The sequence below is a fragment of the uncultured Kriegella sp. genome, assembly GCF_963975415.1.
Taxonomy (GTDB): Bacteria; Bacteroidota; Bacteroidia; order Flavobacteriales; family Flavobacteriaceae; genus Kriegella.
Genome location: NZ_CAXBGN010000001.1, coordinates 649,712 through 675,164 on the forward strand (window position 1 = coordinate 649,712; position 25,453 = coordinate 675,164).

The 25,453-nt window shown below is 38.5% G+C and carries 22 protein-coding genes; 16 read left to right on the forward strand and 6 right to left on the reverse strand.

The annotated features are described in order from the left end of the window. Window positions 1–55 precede the first annotated feature (55 nt). From AACZ88_RS02680 to AACZ88_RS02735, 12 genes are all read left to right on the forward strand, one after another. Window positions 56–901, forward strand: coding sequence for a sialate O-acetylesterase (locus AACZ88_RS02680; RefSeq protein ID WP_339705782.1), 846 nt, complete (start codon window positions 56–58; stop codon window positions 899–901). Window positions 902–1,018: 117 nt separating this feature from the next. Further along, window positions 1,019–2,281 (forward strand): hypothetical protein, encoded by a 1,263-nt coding sequence (locus AACZ88_RS02685; protein ID WP_339705785.1) that lies wholly within the window; start codon window positions 1,019–1,021, stop codon window positions 2,279–2,281. Between the two features lie 194 nt (window positions 2,282–2,475). Next, a complete protein-coding gene (locus AACZ88_RS02690; protein ID WP_339705788.1) occupies window positions 2,476–3,363 on the forward strand; it encodes a toll/interleukin-1 receptor domain-containing protein in 888 nt (295 codons plus the stop codon). Window positions 3,364–3,605: 242 nt separating this feature from the next. Continuing rightward, a complete protein-coding gene (gene bla, locus AACZ88_RS02695) occupies window positions 3,606–4,316 on the forward strand; it encodes a subclass B1 metallo-beta-lactamase (protein ID WP_339706451.1) in 711 nt (236 codons plus the stop codon). 93 nt (window positions 4,317–4,409) lie between these two features. Beyond that, entirely contained in the window at window positions 4,410–5,249 is an 840-nt protein-coding gene (locus AACZ88_RS02700; RefSeq protein ID WP_339705791.1) for a sugar phosphate isomerase/epimerase, read from the forward strand. A 209-nt stretch (window positions 5,250–5,458) separates the two neighbouring features. After that, complete coding sequence (locus AACZ88_RS02705) at window positions 5,459–7,186, forward strand: OstA-like protein (RefSeq protein ID WP_339705794.1); 1,728 nt, start codon at window positions 5,459–5,461, stop codon at window positions 7,184–7,186. Window positions 7,187–7,237: 51 nt separating this feature from the next. Next, window positions 7,238–8,419 (forward strand): aspartate aminotransferase family protein, encoded by a 1,182-nt coding sequence (locus AACZ88_RS02710; protein WP_339705797.1) that lies wholly within the window; start codon window positions 7,238–7,240, stop codon window positions 8,417–8,419. 97 nt (window positions 8,420–8,516) lie between these two features. Beyond that, the gene (locus AACZ88_RS02715; RefSeq protein WP_339705800.1) at window positions 8,517–9,917 is read left to right on the forward strand and encodes a tetratricopeptide repeat protein; all 1,401 of its coding nucleotides are present in this window, start codon (window positions 8,517–8,519) and stop codon (window positions 9,915–9,917) included. Between the two features lie 26 nt (window positions 9,918–9,943). Next, window positions 9,944–10,861, forward strand: a complete 918-nt coding sequence (locus AACZ88_RS02720; protein WP_339705803.1) for a DUF368 domain-containing protein — start codon at window positions 9,944–9,946, stop codon at window positions 10,859–10,861. A gap of 11 nt (window positions 10,862–10,872) precedes the next feature. After that, window positions 10,873–11,892, forward strand: coding sequence for a DUF368 domain-containing protein (locus AACZ88_RS02725; RefSeq protein WP_339705806.1), 1,020 nt, complete (start codon window positions 10,873–10,875; stop codon window positions 11,890–11,892). After that, window positions 11,864–12,619 (forward strand): shikimate dehydrogenase, encoded by a 756-nt coding sequence (locus AACZ88_RS02730; RefSeq protein ID WP_339705809.1) that lies wholly within the window; start codon window positions 11,864–11,866, stop codon window positions 12,617–12,619. The genes AACZ88_RS02725 and AACZ88_RS02730 overlap by 29 nt, the downstream gene beginning before the upstream one ends. 182 nt (window positions 12,620–12,801) lie before the next feature. Continuing rightward, window positions 12,802–14,988, forward strand: coding sequence for a DUF349 domain-containing protein (locus tag AACZ88_RS02735; protein WP_339705812.1), 2,187 nt, complete (start codon window positions 12,802–12,804; stop codon window positions 14,986–14,988). A gap of 57 nt (window positions 14,989–15,045) precedes the next feature. On the opposite strand, the gene AACZ88_RS02740 is transcribed toward AACZ88_RS02735, so the two are convergent. Next, entirely contained in the window at window positions 15,046–15,726 is a 681-nt protein-coding gene (locus AACZ88_RS02740) for a hypothetical protein (RefSeq protein WP_339705816.1), read from the reverse strand. A 155-nt stretch (window positions 15,727–15,881) separates the two neighbouring features. Between AACZ88_RS02740 and AACZ88_RS02745 the strand changes: the two genes are divergently transcribed. Next, on the forward strand, window positions 15,882–16,841 hold the full coding sequence (locus AACZ88_RS02745) for a helix-turn-helix transcriptional regulator (RefSeq protein WP_339705818.1): 960 nt from the start codon (window positions 15,882–15,884) through the stop codon (window positions 16,839–16,841). A gap of 79 nt (window positions 16,842–16,920) precedes the next feature. Here the strand turns inward: AACZ88_RS02745 and carB are convergent, their stop codons facing one another. Both carB and rpmH read right to left on the reverse strand, forming a co-directional pair. Next, a complete protein-coding gene (carB, locus tag AACZ88_RS02750; RefSeq protein ID WP_339705820.1) occupies window positions 16,921–19,773 on the reverse strand; it encodes a carbamoyl-phosphate synthase large subunit in 2,853 nt (950 codons plus the stop codon). A 140-nt stretch (window positions 19,774–19,913) separates the two neighbouring features. Continuing rightward, on the reverse strand, window positions 19,914–20,072 hold the full coding sequence (gene rpmH, locus AACZ88_RS02755; protein WP_089887732.1) for a 50S ribosomal protein L34: 159 nt from the start codon (window positions 20,070–20,072) through the stop codon (window positions 19,914–19,916). 288 nt (window positions 20,073–20,360) lie between these two features. On the opposite strand from rpmH, the gene AACZ88_RS02760 reads away from it, so the two are divergent. Both AACZ88_RS02760 and AACZ88_RS02765 read left to right on the forward strand, forming a co-directional pair. After that, window positions 20,361–21,242: a DUF6263 family protein gene (locus AACZ88_RS02760; protein WP_339705828.1), complete on the forward strand. Its 882-nt coding sequence runs from the start codon at window positions 20,361–20,363 to the stop codon at window positions 21,240–21,242. Window positions 21,243–21,247: 5 nt separating this feature from the next. Further along, window positions 21,248–21,763 (forward strand): DUF2892 domain-containing protein, encoded by a 516-nt coding sequence (locus AACZ88_RS02765; RefSeq protein WP_339705831.1) that lies wholly within the window; start codon window positions 21,248–21,250, stop codon window positions 21,761–21,763. A gap of 60 nt (window positions 21,764–21,823) precedes the next feature. On the opposite strand, the gene cls is transcribed toward AACZ88_RS02765, so the two are convergent. The 3 genes from cls to AACZ88_RS02780 are packed head-to-tail and all read right to left on the reverse strand — an operon-like array spanning window position 21,824 to window position 24,981. Then, window positions 21,824–23,287, reverse strand: a complete 1,464-nt coding sequence (gene cls / locus AACZ88_RS02770) for a cardiolipin synthase (protein WP_339705834.1) — start codon at window positions 23,285–23,287, stop codon at window positions 21,824–21,826. Beyond that, window positions 23,287–24,255 (reverse strand): lytic transglycosylase domain-containing protein, encoded by a 969-nt coding sequence (locus AACZ88_RS02775; RefSeq protein ID WP_339705837.1) that lies wholly within the window; start codon window positions 24,253–24,255, stop codon window positions 23,287–23,289. The genes cls and AACZ88_RS02775 overlap by 1 nt, the downstream gene beginning before the upstream one ends. A gap of 60 nt (window positions 24,256–24,315) precedes the next feature. Beyond that, window positions 24,316–24,981 carry an alpha/beta hydrolase gene (locus tag AACZ88_RS02780; RefSeq protein WP_339705839.1) on the reverse strand — a complete coding sequence of 222 codons (666 nt, stop codon included), beginning with the start codon at window positions 24,979–24,981 and terminating at the stop codon, window positions 24,316–24,318. Between the two features lie 172 nt (window positions 24,982–25,153). On the opposite strand from AACZ88_RS02780, the gene AACZ88_RS02785 reads away from it, so the two are divergent. Further along, entirely contained in the window at window positions 25,154–25,447 is a 294-nt protein-coding gene (locus tag AACZ88_RS02785) for a GNAT family N-acetyltransferase (protein WP_339705841.1), read from the forward strand. Window positions 25,448–25,453 lie beyond the last annotated feature (6 nt).

A 25,453-nucleotide genomic window follows, 5' to 3' on the forward strand; every position in this document is an offset into this window, starting at 1 on the left:
AAGCGAATCATTGTTTTATGCCATCTTGACAACTTTCAGCGTATCTTTCTGCCATATGAAAACACATCTATATTTCTCAATCTTATTTCTTTCACTCTTATTTGTTAATGTCAATGGTCAATCGAGAACCAAAAATTTCCCAACGACAGTTACATATGTCGACCAGCTACCCGAAGCTGAAAATTTATGGATATTTCTTTTAACCGGACAATCAAATATGGCAGGCCGTGGTTTTGTAGAGCCACAAGACACAATAGCGAACAAACGAATTTTAACGATTGATAAAGCGGGGCAATGGATCTATGCCAAAGAACCACTACATTTCTATGAACCTAAAATGGCCGGTCTTGACTGCGGATTATCATTTGCCCGACACTTACTAAAAGACGTACCCAATAACGTCACCATCGCTATACTTCCTTGTGCCGTTGGTGGGAGTTCTATTGAACAGTGGCTGAACGATGATACGCACAGAGGGGTGCCCTTATTAACGAACTTTAAAAGCAAGGTCGCTATCGCGAAAAAAAAAGGCACGATCAAGGGCGTACTATGGCACCAGGGCGAAAGTGATGCCAACGTGGAACGCATTCCTGAGTATTTCGAAAATTTAGACAAACTAACCCAGCAATTTCGTCAAATTATTGGCATTGACACCTTACCCATAATTTTAGGGCAACTGGGCCTTTATGCCGAACCGAACAAAAAAAGACGGCAATGGAAGACTATAAATAAGATCATATACGACTATGCGGAAAAAAATGCGTACATCGGGGTTATTTCTTCTAAAGGTCTTAACGAAAAGGGCGATAAGGTACATTTTGACGGAGCATCACAACGAGAAATGGGGAAACGATTTGCCGACGAATTCCTAAAAACTACCAAACCGGCAAATACGAATTAAAAGTACTAATACCCTAATGTTTTCATAAAAATAATCGTTCTTAGGCTGTCATTCAGCCTAGTTACAAATGAAACTTGTATTTTTAATGAGGTGCAACCTCATATTGTAACTTTAAGAATGAATAACGTACAAGATTTAAATATAAAAACTGAAATCTTGCCACTTTTCGATTATTCTCTTAATATGTTTGCAAAGGCGAAGATTCTTGATATCCTGCAAACTCCGCTTTCATCACGTAATCAAATCGTATTTAGACAGAACATTCTTAAAGGCTTCGCTGCCAATAAAGACATAGTCACTAATTATTCGTACACAGTCCTCTACCTTAACGAGGTCCACTTTTTTATAAACAACACCAAACTTGAAGATTTAACCGAGAAAAAAATTGCATACCGATTCTTTACGTCGAGAAGGGCAAAGGCAAGATACACAAGTAAATTCAATCAACTTATATTACTCTTTCACCGTTTAGAGACCTATTACTTCTCTAGAATCGATGTTAGTGTTTTTCCAGAGGCATACGGACAGAGCATTATTAGAATCATAGATTTCCTCTCGCAGTTCCAATTGGTCAAACACGAACATATTGTGCGGGAACACCAATTGAAAGATACTCATGTAATGAATCTAACAAAAATAATTGCCGACCTCGGGAGAAAAAAAAGAATTACAAGATTTTGGGAGGATTTGTTTCTTTTTGAAGCATATGTATCTATTCATAAAGGCTTACAGAAACATGCGTTTGTATTTCCCTCATTTACCGAAAAAGGCATTCGAATCAACCAACTGTTTCACCCATTGATCGATAATCCGGTTAAAAATGATTTTAGAACTTCGTGCAACGTAGTTGTTCTCAATGGGCCGAACATGTCAGGAAAATCGACTTTCCTTAAGGCCATCGGCCTTTGTATTTACTTCGGTCATTTAGGCTTGGGAATTCCGGCGGCGCGCGGAGAATTTCCATTTTTCACTGAATTCTCTATAGCAATCAACAGAAGAGACGATATTCTGAATGGTTATAGTCACTTTATGACAGAGATTATAAACCTTAAAAAGGTGGTACAAAAAGCATTCGAAGAAAAAAATTGTTTTGCTGTTTTTGACGAATTGTTTAGTGGAACGAATGTCGAAGATGCCTTGGAAATCTGTAAAACAACCATTAACGGGCTACGCAAATTCAAAAATTCATACTTTTTTATTTCAACACATATCCAAGAGCTTCAAAAGGTATCGTACGACGATATTGATACATTTTACATCGAATGTAAATTGGTTAATGATAGACCGACCTTCACCTACAAATTAAAAAAGGGGTGGTCCGAAGTAAAAGTAGGTCGCGTACTTTTTGACAAAGAAGGGCTGAATATCTTGTTAAGATAGAACAAAAAAGTCCACAGCTACGAGTAATTTTAAGAAATAAAGGATTTTAAAATAATTTTTTACGACCTTGTTAGCTTCATTTTCTCCCCCAAGATCTATTGATAATGTCATTAAACCAATAACATCGAAACGTGACTGACACATTTCGACTATAAACGATGACTTGATCAACCTAATCCATACACCAATTGTCAATGATTTGGAAAAAAAAGAAGCAAGGCAGAATTTTTATAAGCTATAGACGTTCCGATTCACAGGGCTATGCGGGCCGATTGTCTGATTCTCTTGAAGCCTATTTCGGAGAAAAGAGAGTTTTTAGGGATATTGAAGATATTAAGGGAGGCTCTAAATATGCCAAGGATATTGAAAACCAATTAAGCACAGCTGATGCCGTTATTATACTAATTGGTCCCGCTTGGTTATCTGTGGCCGGCGAGAACGGCAAAAGGCGGATTGATGATCCTGAGGATTGGGTCGTTAAAGAAATTGTTACTGCCATCGAAAACGGAATTCGGGTATTTCCAGTACTCATAGAAGGTACGGTACTTCCTCGAATCTCAGAACTACCTGAATATCTGCGCCCGATTTTAGACTATAATGCCATTACAATTTCCGATCGTAACTGGGATGCCGATGTGCTAGGGCTAGGAAAAATTATTTCGTTCGAGATTCCCACCGCCAATGAGCGTATATTATTTCAGCTTCAGGTGCTAATCTATACGGCGCTAGGTGCTTCACTGATCTTTTCATCCGGTTGGCTGGCAACAAATGCGATAGCCGTTAAAAAGGAACTAATATCACTACCCTTTGCAGGAATACCTTTTTACGTTGTTATTAGTACACTTATCATATTATCACTCATAAGAGGTCTGGTCGCAAAAGAAAAAAAACGGTACATAAATTACGCTATTATTACAGGTGTACTGGGTTCTGCCTTTTTCTTTTTCGGCACTTATTTTATAGATGAAGATTGCTGTACAGATGAAGATCTCTGCGAATCGATGTTTGTCTTTTTTGGTTCTATTTTAGTGACAACTGTGATGTATGCATTTTTAGGTTTGTCGGGTTTTAAACCCAAATAATAAAATAGACTTCCTACCAATTAGCTTATTTTTTGTTCAATAATTTTGCTCATGGGCATATTTCAATCACAGAGAACCATTTCTTCATTTAAAACCAGTATTTTTAGATGTTAACTAAAGAAGAAACATGGCCTTTACCTTCAGCATATTCGTAATTATAGCGGGCGTCATTCTAAGTGTATTGGAATATATGAATGGTAAAGTAAGCCAAAAAATAACCGTCCTTGAAAAAGCTTTTTAGCCTGATTATTCCCATACTTTTCTTTGCATGCAAAAATAAAAGTCCCGAAAACTACATTTCAAAGAACTTGGAGATTCAAAAAATCTCCGATAAGGTTTACCAGCACATTTCCTTTTTAGATACCGAGAGTTTTGGCAGGGTGGCCTGTAATGGCATGATTGTCGCCGACGGTAGTGAAGCCATACTCTTTGACACACCCACTAACCTAGCAACTTCAACCGAATTGATAAATTGGGTCGAAAACAGTTTGAACTGTAAAATAACCGCGGTATTACCGACACATTTTCACTCCGATTGTCTAGGTGGAATAGCTAGTTTCCATGACCGAAATATTCCGTCATATGCGCATAACCGAACGATTGAATATGCACGGGCCAATGGGGAAACCGTACCAAAAAACGGATTCGACACCCAGCTTGAACTCATGGTCGGTGGAAGCAAAGTATTTGCCGAGTATTTTGGAGAAGGACACACCAGAGATAACATCATAGGCTATTTTCCTCAGGAAAAAGTTATTTTCGGTGGATGTCTTATCAAATCACTTCATGCCCGAAAAGGATATTTGGGAGACGCCAATGTTAAAGCCTGGTCATCGACCGTACGAAAGTTAAAAATAAAATATGGTGAAGCACGTATTATAGTTCCAGGGCATGGGAATGTTGGCGGAAACGACTTACTTGATTACACCATTACCCTGTTTGAAAACAACTAGCAATCGACACCCTTTTTCAGCGCTTGGTTTTAATGAAAAATAAAATAGTACTTTAGGATCTATTATTACTTACTACTATATAATTGGAAAGTCATGAATCTAACAAGAAAGAATTTTATCAAAACTATGGGCCTAGGCGCTATAGCGGCCGGTACTTCTTCATTTGCTGCAATCGGCAAAACCACAAATAAGGCAATCGAAGATCATGAACTGACGATTGGGCTAGCCTCATACACCTTACGCAAATACAGTCTTGACGAGGTTATTGAAATTGTACAGCGGTTGAATATCAAAGATGTTGCCTTTAAAAGTTTCCATTTGCCCTACGAATCGACAGATGAAGAACTACGTAAAATAAGTGCCAAAGTAAAGGCGAGAGGACTCAATCTTTATGGCGGCGGGGTAATGTACATGAAGACACCGGAAGATGTAGAAACCTATTTTAACTATGCTAAAACTGCAGGACTTAAAATGATTATCGGGGCACCCAAACACGACCTGTTGCCTCAAATAGAGAAGAAAGTTAAAGAAACCGACATTCTTCTGGCCATACATAACCACGGCCCCGAAGATGAAATATTTCCATCTCCAAAAAGCATTTATGATAAAATTATACATCTCGACAAACGCATTGGACTTTGCATCGATACCGGACATACCTTTCGGCTTAACCTTGATGTCGCCTCTGAAATAAAAAAATACAAAGACCGCCTTTATGACGTACACATCAAAGATATCGATGAGCAGATACCCGAAGGCAAGAGCGTAGAAATCGGTCGAGGAAAAATGGACATACCGAGTATTTTAAAAGCACTGAAAGAAATCAGGTACGACGGAGTCTTAGGTGTAGAATACGAAAAAGATGGTGACCATGCCGTTTACGGATTAACAGAGTCTGTTGGTTATCTTCGCGGCATACTAAAATTGTTATAATGCAAAAATCTTTCGCTACTAAGATAACAGCATGTGTATTTAATTACGTGATAGGCCAATGGAAACAGAAATCTTGGCCCTACAAATCTTAAAGGCTAATTTAACGCAAAGGGATTAGGTTCCCATGGGTCGGGCAGTGATTACTAAAACTATCCTAAAGCGTAGTACGCTCCCTTAAAAAATCCTATTTTTGGGCAAAATTTGAACACTTGTTTAAACACACCTTATACATCTTTTTCTTTTTTGTCACTTGGACGACTGTGGCACAAGAAGAACCTACACAGGCCAAGCAGATCAACATTGTTCATGGTGCCAACTTCACAAAAGATGAAGAGCGGTTTCCGGGCGCCTCTATTTTCAGTGAAGACGGTAGGCAAGTGCAGTTCGAACATGAAGGTGCAGATTTGTGGTGTGATATTGCCATTCATTACCTCAAAGAAAACAGACTTCGGGCCATAGGCAACATTCGTTTGCAACAGGGCGATTCGGTAGTACTTACAAGTGGAAAAATTGACTATGACGGTAAAACAAAATTGGCCAAGGCATGGGAAGATGTATTGCTAAAAAACAGTCAAATGACCCTGCGCACCGATACCCTCTATTTTGATCGGGAAAAACAAGAATCATACTATCAAGATTTCGGAACGGTCATCGATTCATCAAACACTTTGACCAGTCAGATCGGACGGTATTTTATGGAATTAAAAAAATACCAGTTTTTAGATAGCGTACACATTCAAAACCCAAAATACACCTTAGATTCCGAACAACTTGATTATTACACAGGCAGCGACAATGCATATATGTACGGGGCTTCGACCATAACCGGGGATACCTATAAAATATATTGCGAACGCGGATTTTACGATACAAAGATTGAAAGTGGTTACGGCATAAAAAACACCCGCATCGATTATAACAATAGAATTATAGAAGGCGACAGCGTTTATTTCGACAAGGCCAGTGAATTTGCCTCGGCCACCAATAACATTATCGTTACAGATACCGTAAACAATGGCATCATACGGGCTCATTACGCCGAGGTCTATAAAGCTAAAGACTCTGTTTTTGCCACCAAACGCGCGGTTTCCATTTCGCTTGTTGAGCAAGACTCGCTTTATATGCACGGTGACACCCTAATGGTCACAGGAAAGCCCGAAAATCGTATTATTAGAGCTTTTCGGAATGCTAAATTTTTTAAAACAAATATGAGTGGAAAATGTGATTCCATTCATTCCGCTCAAAAAACAGGAGTTACTCAATTGATAAAAGAACCCATATTATGGAATGGGGTCAATCAAATGACAGGAGATAGTATTCATTTAATATCAAACTTAAAGACCGAAAAGCTAGATTCTTTAAAAGTCTTGAACAACGCCTTTATTGTATCTTTAGACAGTATCAGCAATAAAGGTTATAATCAAGCGAAGGGCAAAGACCTCTTCGGACAGTTTGAGGACAATGAACTTCGCATTATTGACTTGGTCAAAAACACCGAAGTTATTTATTATATGTACGATGATGACGATGCACTTATTGGTATAAACAAGACCATCTGTAGTGCCATACGAATTACCATGGCCAATAACGATGTTGAAGACCTTACTTTTTTTACAAATCCTGATGGAGACATCTTTCCAGAAAAAGACCTTCCAAAAGAGAGCCGAAAACTAAAAGGGTTTATATGGCGTGGTGACGAACGCCTTCTTACAAAAGATGATATTTTTGATGAAGATGACAATAATATTGAATTGGTGACTATTCAAGGCATCAACAATCCTATTGATATTGATGCCGAGGAAGAAGATCGAGGCAAAAATGCGGGTGACCCTATAAACAAAATTCCATTGCCGACAGATGGTAAACCAAATTCCAACGATGAAGCATCGAAGCCCAAGAAACGTCCGAAAGTTGAGAAGGTAAAGGCGAATCAGTAAATATTTGACAGGTTTTAAATCTGACGATTCTATCCAAATCAATCGGCAATAATGAAACAAGACTTTCTTAAATATCAGGCACAGACGAGTCAACATCCCTTGGGAATGTCAATTTCGCATGCCCGCGGAAGCTATATTTACGACACAGAGGGCAATGCCCATCTCGATTTTGTTGCCGGTGTTTCGGCCTGTAGTCTAGGCCATTGCCATCCGAAAGTTACCGAAGCTATCAAACAACAAGTCGACCAATACATGCATGTTATGGTCTATGGGGAATATATACAAGAACCTGCCGTAGCGTATACAAAGCTATTGGCTTCCCTCCTTCCCGAACAATTGGAAACCACCTATTTGGTAAACTCAGGGACCGAGGCTGTTGAAGGAGCTTTAAAATTAGCGCGACGTTATACCGGAAGAACAGAAATTATTTCCGCCCACAGGGCCTATCATGGAAATACTTTGGGAAGTTTAAGTATTATGGGCTTTGAAGAACGCAAGAGCGCCTTTCGTCCCCTTCTTCCCGATGTATCCTTTATACATTTCAACGCTGAAACCGATATTTTAAAAATAACAAAACGAACGGCAGCAGTAGTTCTCGAAACCATACAAGGAGGCGCAGGTTTAATACTTCCCAACCCAGATTACCTTAAAAAAATACGGGAACGCTGTGACAAAGTCGGGGCACTTTTGATTTTAGATGAAATACAGCCAGGATTTGGCCGAACAGGAAAGCTTTTTGCCTTTCAACATTATGCTTGCATTCCCGATATTCTGGTCATCGGTAAGGGTATGGCCTCAGGATTGCCCGTGGGTGCCTTTGTAGCATCCGAAGAGAAAATGTCAGTTTTGATGAACAAACCAAAATTGGGTCACATCACTACCTTTGGCGGCAACCCCGTAGTAGCCGCAGCATGTCTGGCAACCCTGCAAGAAATCACCCAAAGTGGGTTGATTCAAGATACTTTGGAAAAAGAAAAAATATTCAGGCAATTGCTAAAACATTCCGCGATTTCCGAAATCAGGGGAAAAGGATTATTACTCGCATTGATTATGAAAAATGAGGAGATGGCCAATTATGTGGTATTGGAATGCGCAAAAAAAGGTTTGGTATTATTTTGGCTTTTGTTTGAGCCCAGAGCGGTTCGAATTTCGCCGCCATTGACCATATCCATTGACGAAATCAAGGAAGGTTGCGAAACGATAATGCACGTTTTAGACCAGTACCAACAATAAGATGTTAACTAATTTGTTAATAATATAGCTCCATCTTGGAAAAAAAAGCAGCCACAAAAGACTACTTTTAAATCCATAGTGTAACCAAAAACTTTCTATGGCGTTAGAACCTAACGGAAAATCAAATCGGCCCATAGCCAAATTTGAGTCCATGCTCAAAACCGACGACGTCTACTTCTTTGACGCTGAGGATTTCGAGGATATTATTCATCACTACTTGAATCATGGAAAAATTGCATTGGCTAAAAAAGCCATTAAAATTGGGCTACAGCAACATCCAGCATCCACAGAACTCAAACTTCTTGATGTCGAGGTACTGGTCTTTGAAAATAATTTCGAAGTAGCGGAAAATCTACTTGATGAACTTCAACTACTAGACTGCAACAACGAAGAGATTTACATTCAAAGGGCCAATATTTATTCTAAAAAAGACAATCATGAAGCGGCTATCACGCTCTTGAACAAAGCTTTAGAGCTCGCTGATACCAGTTTCGATATTCATTCACTTTTGGGCATGGAATATCTATTTATGGATGATTTCAAACTCGCCAAAGAGAGTTTTATGAAGTGTGTGTCATTTGATGAACAAGATTATTCTTCACTATACAATGTAATCTACTGCTTCGAATTTTTAGAAGACTTTGAGGGAGCCATTCACTACCTCAACGACTACCTCGAAAGAAACCCATATTGTGAAGTAGCTTGGCACCAATTGGGAAAACAGTATTTCACCAAAGAAATGTATCAGGAAGCATTGACGGCCTTTGATTTCGCAATTATTTCAGACGATTCTTTTATTGGAGCCTACTTCGAAAAGGGTAAAGTACTTGAGAAATTGGGTAAATACGGCGAGGCCATAGTAAACTACGAGACTACGATCGCGATGGACGACCCTACCTCACATGCGTATCTTCGTCTTGGAAAATGTCATGAGAAATTAAAGAACAATGACATGGCCAAATTCTATTATTACCAAACCGTGCACGAAGATCCTTTACTTGACAAGGGCTGGTTGGCCATTACCGATTTTTATTATCGTAGAGGAAATTATGAAAAGGCCTTGTTCTACATAAACAAAGCCTTGAACATTGATGGTGAAAATGCCCATTATTGGAAAAAATGTGCGCGAATCTATACCGTACTTGGTAATTACCCACAAGCTGATTTCTCATACAAACAAACTGTAGAACTCGGTAATTATGAGTTGAGCACTTGGCTCAATTGGGCCGATATTGCCAGACAAAACGACGATTTGGAAGCAGCGCTACAAATTTTGACCCAAGGCAAGGAGTTTTATCCTGAAAGTGTTAGAATTCAGTTTAAAATGGCAGGTTTTTATTTTCTGAAGCAAGACCGAATCAACGGAAGAATCAGTTTAATCGATGCCCTTAAAAATGATATGGAGAAACTACATCTGTTCACCGATGAGTTCCCCCAGTTCGAAGTTGCCGAATGGGTGCAAAACATAATCTCAGATATTAAAAGGGCTTCCAGATAAAAAAACTATTTTTGTTTTTTTGTCTTATGAAATCTAAAAACTTTTTACATTACGCCGTAGTAACCCTTAAAGGTATGGCCATGGGTGCCGCCGATGTCGTACCTGGAGTTTCGGGCGGCACTATCGCCTTTATCTCTGGCATCTACGAAGAACTCATCACCTCGATAAACAATATTGAACCTTCTTTGCTCAAAGTTTGGAAAAAAGACGGTTTTAAAGTTTTTTGGCAAAAGCTGAACGGTAATTTTTTGTCCGCACTTTTTCTGGGCATTGCAATAAGTATTCTTTCCCTGGCTAAATTTATCAGCTGGTTATTGGTCAATGAGGCAATATTGTTATGGTCTTTTTTCTTCGGTCTAGTTGTAGCCAGCATCTTTTTTGTTGGAAAGGCGATCGAAAAATGGAACTTGGCTACAATTGTAGTACTTCTGATGGGCGCTGCTCTGGCCTATTACATTACTATTCTTCCTCCCAACGAAAATGTGGAAAGTCTTCCTTTTTTATTCCTTTCAGGGGCTTTGGCCGTATGTGCCATGATTCTGCCAGGTATTTCAGGGGCCTTTATTTTGGTACTACTAGGCTCTTACAAGACCATTTTAGACGCGGTTCACGAGAGAAATATCCAAATTATTGCTACGGTCGGATTGGGTGCTATTTTCGGTCTACTTAGTTTTGCAAAATTGCTGAAATGGATGTTCAACCATTATAAAAATATTACGTTAGCCTTATTGACGGGTTTTATATTGGGGTCTCTCAATAAAATTTGGCCTTGGAAAGAGGTATTGGAAACCAGGACCTTTGGTGATAAAATAATTACTGTAAAAGAGCAAAATGTTTCGCCTTTGGCTTTCGATGGCGACGCCCAGATCACCTATGCGCTGGTTGCCGCCATTATTGGCTTTTCACTTATTTTCATACTTGAAAGAACGGCTTCAAAAAAATAAGTCCCGCTCCGATGTACGACCCGCGAACATTTTCCGATAAGTTCTTCCTTGTGATCAAGGGGTTATTCATGGGAGCCGCGAACAAAGTACCAGGCGTATCAGGTGGCATCGTTGCCTTTGTGGGTGGTTTTTATGAAGAATTTATCTATTCGTTACAAAAAGTAAACGGAAAGGCCTTTAAATTGCTTTTAAATGGGAGGCTAAGGAGCTTTTACCGCTATATCAACGGTCAATTTCTTGCTTTGCTCATTTTCGGCATGTTGGTCAGTTATTTTAGCATCTCAAAACTGCTCGACTATTTTCTGGAGCAAAAAGAACTCTTTGTTTGGGCCGCTTTTTTTGGAATGATTTTGGGCTCGATATATTACATCTCCAAAGATTTTGAACACTGGAACCAAAGGACCATTCCAGCCGGTATTATTGGATTGATTGTCGGTATATCTATTAGTTTTTTGAATCCGGCCAAAGAAAACGACAATCTCTTGTTTATTTTTGTGTGCGGAATAATTAGTGTTTCTGGAATGACGCTTCCCGGGCTTTCCGGATCTTTTATTCTTATCCTCTTGGGCAACTATGTACTACTGTTGGTCGATTCGGTAAATGCACTATATGATACTTTTGCAGAAATTTTTAGTGGAAACTTTACCTTTATCAACAATAAAGAACGACTTGACACCTTGACAATATTGGCTGTATTTACCGCTGGTTCGGCAACAGGCCTGGTCAGTCTATCCCACATCCTCTCTTATGTGCTAAAACATTTCAGACACATCAGCACGGCCGTAATCATAGGGTTTATCACAGGTTCGCTCGGGGTAGTATGGCCTTGGAAAAAAACAATTTACAAAAGCAATAGTTCGGGTGAAGTAATTTTAGACTCGAATGGCAAAGAGATTATAATGAACTATGAGCGATACCTTCCCAATTTGGGAAAATTGGAGACTTGGTGGGCTTTTTTCTTTATTGGAATTGGAATATTAATTTTATTGGGATTGGATTGGTATGGAAAACGCAGAAAACAAAAGGGTTAGGTTCGGACTTGTAGGAAGAGATATCTCTTATTCCTTTTCGAAGGGCTACTTTACCAAAAAGTTCAATGACCTTGCACTCAACGATCACAGTTACGAGAACTTTGACCTCCCCAAAATCGAAGAATTTGAACAACTTATAAAAACCAATACCGATATTAAGGGGTTCAATGTAACCATACCTTACAAACAAGCGGTTATGCCCTATCTAGCCAAACTGGATGAAAAAGCGCAAAAAATCGGGGCGGTGAATACCATAAAGGTAACTTCAAACGGACTAAAAGGATATAATACGGACGCTTACGGATTTCAAAAGTCTTTGGAGCCTTTATTAAAGCAGCACCATCAAAAAGCATTGATTTTAGGTACAGGGGGCGCATCAAAGGCAATAGCTTTCGTGCTTGGCGAATTAGGAATCTCCCATACGTTTGTATCTCGAAATCCTGATCAAGACCAACTATCATATAAAGAGCTCTCCAAGAAAGTGATTCTCGCACATACCGTGATAATTAATTGTACCCCATTGGGCACCCACCCCAATGTCAAGGTAAAACCAAGCATCCCTTATGAACACCTTACGTCAAATCATCTCCTATACGATCTGATTTACAATCCGTCTAAAACTGCATTTTTGGCAGCTGGAGAATCGCAGGGGGCTTCAATAGGCAATGGACAGCGAATGTTGGAATATCAGGCAGAAAAGGCCTGGGAGATATGGTGTAAAGAATAGCCCCCCCGGAAACGCTCGTAATTCGCTATTTGTAGCGCTATTAATAGCACCAAAATATACCATAGTGCCGCTGTTGATGTGCTTGAATATATATTGAATTGTACACCCTATTTCCCAAATAATTTTGCCATTAATAAGGTTGTTGCTATCTTACCATGTACATTTACCCGAATATTAGACAAATGTTGGAAGAAAAAGAACAAGACCTTGAAAAAAGTGTATCGGAAAAAGCTCATTTAGAGCACACTAGGTCAACAGCGGAAATAGAGAAAAATGAGCTTACAACACCTGAAAAAGAAGATGTGAGTAAAAATGCTCCTTTAGATTCTGAAATAGCTGAAAACAAGAAAGATATCGTCACAAAAGTTGAGGCCCATAAACCCGGTACCGAAAAAGTCGTTGCAAATTCTGAGGAAAAAACTGTTACGGAGGGTCTCGTCGATGAGAAAACGATTGTTGATTCTAAAAAGCCCGTAGCACATCCTAAAAAAAAGGAAGAAGACGTTCTTGATGAAATTGACGAATCCAATGCCGAAGATGCAGAAGATGCAGATAACCATCATAGACACCGAATACCTATATTGGACTACCATGCCATGTCAATGGAAAATTTGGTCGGTGAACTACAGCGATTGGTTCGTAACGAGAAAGTACAAGCTATCAAAAGCCATGTCGATGGTATAAAATATGAATTCGATCAAAAATTTCAAGAATTTTTAGAAGGAAAAAAAGAAGAGTTCATCGCCAACGGTGGTAATGAAATAGATTTTCGCTATAATTCCGTGGCAAAAAGACAATTTAAGGAAGTATATGCCGATTACCGGGAAAAACGCAACCAACACTACAAAAACCTTGATAAAAGCCATAAAGATAATCTAGCTAAAAGATTGGCCCTTATAGAGTCGTTAAAAGGCTTGGTGAGCATTGAAGAGGATATGAACACCACTTACAAAAGTTTTAAAGACATTCAAGAACAGTGGCGTCATGCTGGTCCGGTTCCCAGTGCCCACTACAATAATGTCTGGAAAACATACCACCACCATGTCGAAATATTTTATGATTTTCTACATCTCAATCGCGAGCTTCGTGACCTTGATTTCAAGCACAACCTAGAAGAGAAACAAAAATTGGCCGAACGGGCCGAGGCATTGGCCAACCATGAAGATTTGTCCATGGCTTTTCGCGAATTACAGGCATTGCACAAAATTTGGAAAGAAGATATCGGCCCCGTGGGCAAAGAACACAGAGAAGAGATTTGGGAACGTTTTAGTAACGCCACAAAAATTGTTCATCAAAGACGCCAAGAGCATTTCAAGGAACTTGACAAACTGTACGAACAAAATTTAGAGAAAAAGAAAGAGCTTATAAATAAAATCAATGCGATAGCCGAGCATGTTTCTGATAATCACAAAGGTTTACAGCAGCAGATCAAACAGGTTCAAGAACTGCGTGAAACTTTCTTCAATGCAGGCAGAATACCTCAAAAAGATAATGGCCCGACATGGGCGGCATTTAAACAGGCTACACGAAGCTTTAACCAAAGTAAAAATGCTTATTATAAAAACCTAAAAAAAGAGCAGCACGATAATCTTGATAAAAAAAGGTCATTGATCAAGTTGGCGCATGAGCTAGAGAACAGTGAGGAATGGGAAATGGCAACCTCCGAGATGAAGCGCATACAAAGCGAATGGAAAAAAATCGGTCATGTTCCTAGAAAATATTCCGATAAAATCTGGAAAGAATTCAAAAATGCCTGCAATCATTATTTTGATCGTTTGCATGCACTAAAAAACAAAGGTCATAAGGAAGAGGAAGAAAACCTAGAAAAAAAGGTCGCTTGTTTTGAAGAATTGAAAACTTTTGAACTGACGGGAAATCGCGAAAAAGATTTAGCGACGCTTAAGTCTTTTATTGAGACTTGGCGCTCATACGGCAGAGTGCCCTTTAATAAAAAACACATCAACCAAAAGTTCGACAAAATTTTAGATGCAATTTTCAAAAAGCTGAAAATAAGTCGGCAAGAGGCAGAACTTTTAAAATACGGAAATAAAATTCAACGTTTGGCCAATGCCGATGACGAATATGCTATTTCCAAAGAGCGCAGTTTCATTCGTAAGAAAATCGACGAGAGTAAAAATGAGGTCCGCCAATTAGAGACCAATCTACAGTTCTTCTCAAATGCCTCTGAAGACAATCCTATGGTTCAGGAAGTAATTAAAAAAGTAGAAAACCACAAAGATGCCCTGGCCACTTGGAAAGCCAAATTAAAGAAGCTCAATATAATGGAAAACAACCTTAACAAAGAGCTTGAAGAAGGCGAAGAAGTAACTGAAGCAAACACTGAGATTTCCGACGGGGAGAATCAATAACCCCTTTGTCCCCGCCATTTTGTTTATTCCACTCTTTATGAAATCAGTTATGATTTCTTATGACTCGTCTATCAGTAAATCGTCATTCGGGTCTGAATCGATGGCATGGTAAAGTGCTGCAAAAGCCAGGGAGATAAGCATCAACGAAATAACTATACCCACGACAAAAAAGAGCAGCCCTGCAATAATTACAGGAATTGCGAACAGCGCCATTCCAAATATGCGCCACCCATGACCTTTGGTCATTTCCCAACTTTTCTCAACTGCGGCTATGGGTTCCATATTTTTATCCATTACCAAAAAGGAAACGAACACAAGCCTACACGCTAAGATAATTCCGGGTACAATTAGAAAAACGAACCCGAAACCAATCAATGCGAACGTGAGTAAATTGGCAAGAATAATATTGAGGTATTTTCTTTTAAAGCCATCAAAAATTTCAACGATATCCATTTTTTCGTTTCGAATGGCACGCAATTCCAACAAATCAGCTCCGTACTTAATTACAGGAAGAAACAACAACATATAGGCCGCAGCTAAAAGCTGTAACACAAGCGCTGTTGCCGTGGGATCGACATTTTCCGTTTGTTTTAAAATGGATGTCGGACTTTCCGAAACCCCCACAATAATTGCGATAAGAAATAAATATAGAAAGTATTTCCACATTTGCTGCCAAGCATATCGATAACTTCCTGACAAGGTTGCTTTCGGTTTCCGTTCTTCTTTTATGAGTTCCATTGACTATCGTTTTAAATTCTGAAATTCTGTAATGTAAATGTAGAACGACATCACAAAAGAATGCTCCAACTTTAGTAGTGTTTTAAAATTCACTACTAAGGTAGGAGGTTGCTTGGCCTACATTTTTATACTTTTAACCAACAAAATTTTACTACTTGATTAGCCTAACCTTTATTGTTCTGTTCATTTTCTGCCTGGCCATCGCCGTGGCAAGTCTTTTGATTGGCCACAAGTTTACGAACACCTATAATGCCGAATTTCACAGGAATTATTTTTATTACCTTATTACATTTTTTGCATTTGCATTTTATGGCATTCTGTCTCAGATTTTAATCCACACCCTACTGCCCTTTATTGATTCGGATAAAAAAATCATTGGTACGATTGTGAATTTTCTTCCCATATTGAGTACTCCATTCCTAATTGTTTCATGGGTTATGCTTATTAAAATGGGCTATTCCCTAACAGAAATCAAAACGAAGAGAATAGAAGTACAAATTCATCTTGGTATTTTGGCACTATTCCTCTTTTTAATAGGATGCCTCTATTTTCTATGGGATACCGATACCAAAATACTCCCTCAACGATTGATATATGGTGAAATCGGGTTAATGACTGTAATAGAGTTATCCTATATGTTCTTTTTCGCTAGAACAATCGTACGGTATTCAAAAAAGGGAAATACGCCGAAGAAAAAAATTGCGAAAAAATTTATGGCACTTATGGTTTTAGGAAGCTTTATAAGAGGATTTGTCCTTCTTTTTATGTTCATAGATTCTTGGCCTTGGCTTCTTATTCCTTTAGTATTGCTTTACTTTCTCACTAATTTTGGTCCATTACTATACTTATACCGCACTGCAGATATTGCATTTGTACCAGTTTATGCGAAACACCCTAGCGATGAGAAAAAAACACTACTATTCGAGAAATACCAAATCACAAAACGGGAAAAGGAAATTATAGAACAGATGTGTCAAGGCAAGACCAACCAACAAATAGCGGATACCCTTTTTATAAGCCTTCAAACCGTTAAAGACCACACACACAGAATCTATACGAAAATTGGAATTAGCAGTCGACTGAAACTCGTTCAAATGATAAACGGTCGACCTTGACCAGCACATCCAATTTCCTTCCAAACAATAAAAAAATCTTTCAAACAACTACATTTAGCAGCACTTATTCAGATGCTTTTTATTTACTCAAATACATCTTTCTACGTGTATATAAATCATAAAATTGATCATCTTTCAGACTATCAATAAACAAGATGCTTTCCCCGGTACTTTTCATTTCCGGTCCCAAATTTTTATTCACATTCGGAAACTTATTGAAAGAGAACACCGGTTGTTTAATGGCAAATCCCTGAAGTTCAGGATTAAAAGTAAAATCTTTTACCTTTTTTTCACCCAACATTACCTTTGTCGCATAATTCACATAAGGTTCTTTGTACGCCTTGGCAATAAAAGGCACGGTTCTAGAAGCCCGTGGATTTGCTTCGATGATATAAACCATATCGTCTTTAATCGCAAACTGTATGTTGATCAAGCCTACTGTCTTCAAGGCTAAGGCAATTTTCTTGGTATGGTCTTTAATCTGCTGCATTACAAACTCACCCAAGTTAAAGGGGGGTAAAGTGGCATTTGAATCCCCTGAGTGAATACCACAAGGTTCAATATGCTCCATAATACCGATAATATACACGTCTTCCCCATCACAAATAGCATCTGCCTCCGCTTCGATGGCACCATCTAAATAGTGATCTAAAAGTAATTTGTTGTTTGGAATCTTACGCAGTAGGTCTACTACATGTTCTTCCAATTCTTCTTTGTTGATAACGATTTTCATGCCTTGTCCGCCCAAAACATAGGATGGTCTTACCAGCAAAGGAAAATCTAATTGGTCGGCTAGAGTCAAGGCTTCATCCGCAGTTTCTGCAACGCCAAATTCTGGAAAAGGAATGTTATTATCTTTCAACAACTCTGAAAAACTTCCTCTATCTTCAGCTAAATCAAGAGATTGAAAACTTGTACCAATAATCTTTATACCATACTTGTCAAGTTTCTCTGCAAGTTTTAAAGCTGTTTGTCCACCCAACTGAACAATTACACCTTCTGGTTTTTCATGTCGAATAATGTCGTAGATATGTTCCCAGAAAACAGGTTCAAAATAAAGCTTATCTGCCGTATCAAAATCAGTAGAAACGGTTTCGGGATTACAATTGATCATTACCGTCTCGTAACCACATTCCGCAGCTGCCAGAACACCGTGCACACAACAGTAATCAAACTCTATACCCTGCCCTATTCTATTAGGCCCAGATCCTAAAACTACTATTTTTTTCTTCTCCGTGACAATGCTGTCATTTTCAACATAACGTTCGCCATCAGCCGTTTCAATTTCAGCTTCAAAAGTTGAATAATAATAAGGTGTCATAGCCTTAAACTCAGCGGCGCAAGTATCTACCAATTTATAAACCCGGTTGATATTCATCTCGACACGCTTGTTATAAACTTCGCTTTCCCAGCAATCAAGCATATGCGCAATCTGGCGATCGGCAAAGCCTTTCTGCTTTGCCTCTAGCATTAAATCCCTTGAAAGTGAGGCGATAGTATACGTTGAAATTTCCTTTTCAAGATGGTGTAATTCTTCGTATTGTTTCAAGAACCACATATCTATCTTCGTAATCTCATGAATTCTACTAAGTGGAATTCCCATCTGTATGGCGTCATAGATAACAAAGACCCTATCCCAACTTGGAATGGTCAACTTACTGATAATCTGGTCGTAATCTGTGTAACCCTTTCCATCGGCACCCAATCCATTTCTTTTAATCTCAAGAGATTGTGTTGCTTTATGCAATGCTTCTTGAAAAGATCGGCCAATACCCATCACCTCACCTACAGACTTCATCTGAAGCCCCAAAGTACGGTCTGAGCCTTCGAACTTATCAAAGTTCCATCGTGGAATTTTTACAATTACATAATCTAAAGTCGGTTCAAATAAAGCTGATGTTGACTTGGTAATTTGATTGTCCAACTCATCTAAATGATAACCAATAGCTAATTTTGAAGCTATTTTGGCTATGGGATACCCCGTGGCCTTAGAAGCCAATGCAGATGATCTCGAAACCCTTGGGTTAATTTCAATGGCAATAATATCTTCCTTTTCATCAGGACTCACCGCAAATTGCACATTACACCCTCCAGCAAAATCACCAATGCTGCGCATCATCTTGATGGCCATGTCGCGCATTTTTTGAAAAGTACGATCAGATAATGTCATCGCAGGAGCTACGGTTATTGAATCTCCCGTATGTATACCCATCGGATCCATATTTTCAATGGTACAGATAATAACAACGTTGTCATTCTTATCACGTAAGAGCTCCAACTCATATTCTTTCCACCCCATCAGCGCCTTATCGATCATCACTTCGTGAATTGGTGATATTTCAAGGCCACGACTCAATAACTCATCAAAATCTTCAGGTTTGTAAACGATGGAGGCTCCGGCACCTCCTAAGGTATATGAAGCACGTATAACCAGGGGAAAACCAAATTCTTGGGCAATCTCCTTTCCTTTCAAGAAAGATGTTGCCGTCGCCTGTGGAGCCATCCCTATGCCTATTTTCAGCATCAGTTCACGAAACTTCTCACGATCTTCCGTAATGTTTATCGCATCGATATCAACACCAATTATTTCCACATCAAAATCTTCCCAAATACCTTTTTCATCCGCTTCGATACAAAGATTCAATGCGGTTTGACCACCCATAGTCGGCAATACCGCATCAATTTGCGGATGTTCTTTCAATATCTCTAAAATCGATTTGGTAGTTAATGGTTTTAGGTATACATGATCGGCCATGGTGGGGTCGGTCATAATCGTAGCAGGGTTACTATTGATCAAAACAGTTTCGATACCATCTTCGCGCAAACTACGAAGTGCTTGAGAACCTGAATAATCGAATTCACAGGCCTGACCTATAACAATCGGACCTGAACCTATAATCAAAATGGATTTTAAATCTTTTCTTTTCGGCATTCTTTACGTACTATATTATGGTGATTTTATACTTGTTAAACCGGCATATCCGATCAATTTGGCCAACGGCAATCGAAAATGAGCAAAAAAAAGGTGTTACTTCCGAAAAAGTAACACCGTTATTTTAAATGATCTAATCATTATTTCTTATGTCTCGGCTCTGAAGATACAGATAATTTCTTTCTTCCTTTAGCCCTTCTTCTTGATAGCACTTTTCTGCCATTGACGGTTGCCATGCGTTCTCTAAACCCATGTTTATTCTTCCTCTTTCTTTTTGATGGCTGATATGTCCTTTTCATCCTTGAAAACCTTTAAGGTGCTTTAATTAAAAAATTAGTCTGATTTTTTACAAAATCTGGGCGCAAATATACGAAGAGTTTTTGCTTTGGCAAACCTAATCAAAAAAATGTTCTAGATTGTTTTTATTACTTTTGCGGCCGCAGGGCAATCGAATCAAAAATAGTACGTGATTTTCCCATTAAGGGAATTGGTATATCTAGCGTAAATGATTGCTCTAACAATCAAAAACACAAGCACTTGTTGTGAAGAACGGCAGGTCAGAACATTTTAAAAACCACAGCAAATATATGAAACAGGCTTTGACACTTTTCGTCTTGATTACCCTGAACTACACTGTTTTTGGTCAATCGACGTTGGGATACAAGCTAAATAAAGGTGATATTTTTACCATAAAACAGAATGCCCAACAAATTATCACGCAAAATTTAGACGGTGCGACCCATGAATTGACCAATACCATTAATGGAATTTTGCAATTTAAGGTACTAGATCAACAGGAAGACAATTACAATATGGAACTCATCTTCAAAGACCTAAACCTAAGAATAAATTCCAGTATACAAGGAGAGTTAATGAATGTTCATGCCAAAGAAGTCACTGCCGAGGATGTTCAATCGCAAATTTTCAATAGTCTTCTTAACAATCCCGTACAAATGACGCTTTCTAAAACGGGCGATATACTTGAGGTTCGTGGAGGCGATAGTCTCGTTTTAAAAATGACCAATGCTTCTGGGCTTACCGATGAATTCTCATTGAACATGATGAAAAAATCACTTGAGAAAGAATTTGGCTCTGAAGCACTTTCCAATAGCTACAAGCAGCTTACCTATATCTATCCTTCAAAAAAAATAAAGGTAGGCGATACCTGGGAGAATGAGTATTCCGGAAAATTAAGCACGAAAAACAATTGGACCTTGAAAGAACTTACCGCTTCAAGTGCCAGTATAACCGGAGAATCGGAAATAACTATGGATATTAAAGAGCCTACCACTACGATGAAGCTTACCGGAAAGCAGGAAACCCAAATAACAGCGGACAAAACCTCGGGATTTATTCAGAAAATGAAAGTGGAAGGAGAATCTGAAGGCACTTCTACCATCGTACAAATGGGGGACCAGCAAATACCAACGCATATAAAATCAACAATCACCTACGAATTAATAAACTAACAATTATGTTCAATAAAATTTTTAAACTAATCATTGCCGGACTTATTTTAGCCTATTCGGGATACCAATTTGTCGAGGGAAATATCGGGAACGGAATATTTTTAATATTACTTTCCCTTATTTTTATTTTCCTTTATTTCAGAAACGAGATGATTTTACTAGCCTTTCTCAGAATGCGTAAGCAAGATTTGGAGGGTACTCAAAAATGGCTTGCTAAAATTAAGAATCCCGAAGCTGCCTTGGTAACCAAACAGCAAGGATACTACAACTACCTTCACGGCATCATACACTCCCAAAAAAACCTTACTCAAGCGGAAAAATACTTTAAAAAGGCGCTAAAGCTTGGTTTGACAATGGATTATGATGTTGCTATGGCCAAATTAAGCCTTGCGGGCATTGCTATGCAAAAACGACGCAAACGTGAGGCTACCACACTTTTAAATGAAGCAAAAAAGTTGGATAAGAACAATATGCTTACCGAACAGATCAAAATGATGCAGCAACAGATGAAGAAGATATAGGGAAAAAGGTTCAACCCCTTTCTATATTTTCTCTTTTTTGAAAGATTTATAATTCGAATTTTATAGCAAGGGGGCCCAGAGCCGACTGAACGACTCCACTAGCTTACGTCTTAAGCCCCGCTTTTTCCACCTTTCAAAATCGACCAAATCACATTCGATCAAATCAGATCGAAAAATTGCCTCCATTTGTTCATTGATGTCTCTGTCGTAAATCAATGCATTGATTTCAAAGTTAAGGGCGAAACTCCTATAGTCAAGATTTGCAGTTCCGATAATGGTAAGCCTATCGTCGATCACCATCGTTTTCGCATGAACAAACCCCTTGGTATAGCGATAAATACGTATACCCGATTCTAAACATTGTTCTATATAAGAATCAGATGCATATTGGGCAGCCCAAGAATCAGATTCATAAGGCACGATTACCCGTACATCTACCCCACTACGTGCCGAAGTAGTCAAAGCCGTTAATATGGCATCGTTCGGCATAAAATAAGGAGTTGTGATATAAACTCGTTCTCGAGCCGAATTTATCGCACAGAACATGGCTTCCATAATATTAGCCCAGTCGGTATCAGGACCGCTTGCAGCCATTTGTATTGCCACAGGTCGCTCATTTTCAGGTGGTGTTTTCGGAAAAAGCTTTTCCTCGATTTTCATCTCGTCATTCGAGGCAAAATTCCAACTTAAAAGAAAAGACGATTGCAAAGAACCAACGGCACCCCCTTCCACACGCAAATGGGTATCCCTCCAAAATCGTTCGTTTTTAAAGGTATTATCGTATTTTTTATCCAAATTTATACCACCAACATAACCTATGGCCCCGTCAATAACCACAATCTTTCGATGATCCCTATAGTTCAACTTACTGGTCGAGTTTGAAAAAAGGACCGGCATAAAGGGAAAGTGTTCTACACCGTTAGCAGTTAGTTTCTTTTTGTTTTTTGAAGATATATTGCTCCCGACATCATCATAAACTAATCGAACAGCAACACCTTCTTTTGCTTTTTCACATAGAATATCGATAATTCCACTACCCAATTCATCATCAAAAAGCACAAAATATTCTAAATGAATATGATTTTTAGCCGCTTTCAAATCCGTCCTCAGCCGTTCGAATTTTTGTTCTCCATTGACCAGAATTTCCGCTTTATTATCGAAGGTAAGAACAGCTTTCTCGTTGTTTTTCAACAACTTGTATATTTTAAAAACACCTTCTCCGAATTGACCGACAAAATCTTCCCTTGCTTGTTGGTCTAAACGGAAGTTTTTGCGCCAAGTTCTAATTCTCTCGTTGTCAAAAATATACTTCTTTTCAAAAATTTTTGATTTCCTATAATCTTGGCCAAAAAAATAATAGACCAGCATTCCTAAAAATGGAAGTACTGCCAGGGCGAAAAGAAAAGATAGTGTTTTTACCGGGTTTTTATTCTTTAAAAGAATGAGTCCGGAAAAAAAGATGACCAGAATATAATTGATACCAATTAGAAACAACCATATATTCTGCTCAACAAACGCCCACATTATGTACCAATTCTATAATACCCCTTATTAGGTATTTCAATGGTATATTTCTTTTTTGAACTATTGTTCAAATGAGGCTCACGTAACCACGGATTGTGTCTTTTAAGAATTTTATAGTTGATTTCATACTTCTGGGCAAAATCTGCAAAACTGAAAACCGGTTCGTCAATTTCAACCTTAAATGTGGGTACAGCGCTGTACATATCTTCTTTACCAATATCGAAACCATACTTTTCCGGATTGGATAAAATTTCCTTTATGGCCATTATCCTGAAAACATACCTACCGGTTTCTTGCCCCAACAACAAATCGTAGTAACCCTCGACCTGTTGAATGCCTAAATATTTGTTTATAGCACCAGGTCCGGCATTGTAAGATGCCGCAGCCAATGTCCAACTACCGTATTTTTTTTTCCATTTGTTCAAGTACCTGCAGGCTACTTCGGTAGATTTCTCCAAATGATACCGTTCATCAACATTGCTATTGACTTCTAAGCCATACTCCCTTCCCGTTCCTTTCATAATCTGCCAAAAACCGGCGGCCCCGGCATGAGAAACCACATTTTGAAGTCCACTTTCGGCTACCGCCAAATATTTGAAGTCATCGGGGACCCCGTTCTTCGCCAAAATCGGCTCAATAATAGGAAAATATTTATTGGCGCGTTTGATCAGTAGAACAGCATTCGATTGCCAATAAGTATTTACCAGAAACTCTCGGTCGATACGCTCCATGATCTCCGGGTCTTCTTGAGGTACCGATTCACCCGCAAAATTCAGGTTCTCAGGAATATCGATAGCAGATATTCGATATCCTTCAGCCACATTTTTATCAATCACATCATTTTCAACAACTTCATTCTCGGTATCAATTTGGCTACTTTCCGTACCGCTTCCCTGTACGGCAAAAATTAAGGTACTTGTGACCAAAACAACGCCCAAAAGCATCAGAATATTCTTTAAAAATTTCATGTCTGTAGATTTATTTACAATTCAAAGATAGTGAAGAAACACTTCACTTGAATAACTGTCTTATTGCAAAATAATTGTGGGCAGGTTTTCATTAAACCATTTTGCCCGGTGAATAATCATCGTATGCGTACCATTTTTAACCGAAATACAATCCTTTATATTGACCATAGGAAAAACAGGATCTTTTTCACCATGAATATGCACAAGATAATCTAAAGGCTTTTCAGTCTGTTTCCAATTTACAATCTGGTCAATAGACCAATCAATATAATATTTATCTTTTACAGACAAATATTCCTCATACAACTCTAAACGTTTGTTAACAGTTTCGCCAAAAGCATATTTTGCCAAAAGCTCCATATTATTCACCAATCCCGTAGGCAAAAGTTTGTGAATCTTGGTGTACTTGGCAAAAATCATACGTTTGGGCAATTCAGACTCATGCTTAATACTTGAAATCACGATTATTTTTTTCACTTCGATGAATTTGGCCATTTCCTGTACCAATATCCCCCCAAATGATACACCCACAAGCACTGGATTTCTATGAAGGATTTTTTTATTCATTTCAATGGCGTACTCTGACAAGGTCATGTTCTTTTTAGGAATCGACCATTCGAGCATATGACGTTCGAACTTTTCTTCGGGCAATACTATATTTTTGAAAATTGAAGGGTTGGCAGCCATTCCCGGCATAAAATAGACATGTATAATATCTTCAGTCATAACGCCCTATATTTGTATTTTGTTGGGAAATAAGCTTTTTTTTTACTACTTTTGTAAACTATCATGTGGATAATGTGTACAATTACTATTCTTTCTATAAAAGTGTCATAAAATTGCGATTGGGAACATCGTAATTTTTTTTGTTTAAAGCCAATATTAAAATCAAACAAATATGAATGAAGTTGAGATTAACGACAACAGTTTTTTGCGCCAATTTGAAACAAGGGTTGACGGGCACCTTGCTAAGATTGAATATTCTTCTCAAGAACGCAAGGTTTTTTTGACAAAATTGGTTGTACCTGAAGAAATCACTCAGGCCGGTTTTAAGGAAGATTTTATTAAATCAGTACTTCACCACATACAAGATCAAAATCTACGTGTGGTACCAACAAGTCCTCAGATTGCTGGATTTTTAAGAAAAAACAGACAATACAAAGAGATGCTCCCCGTCGGCATCAGAATCTAAAAAGAA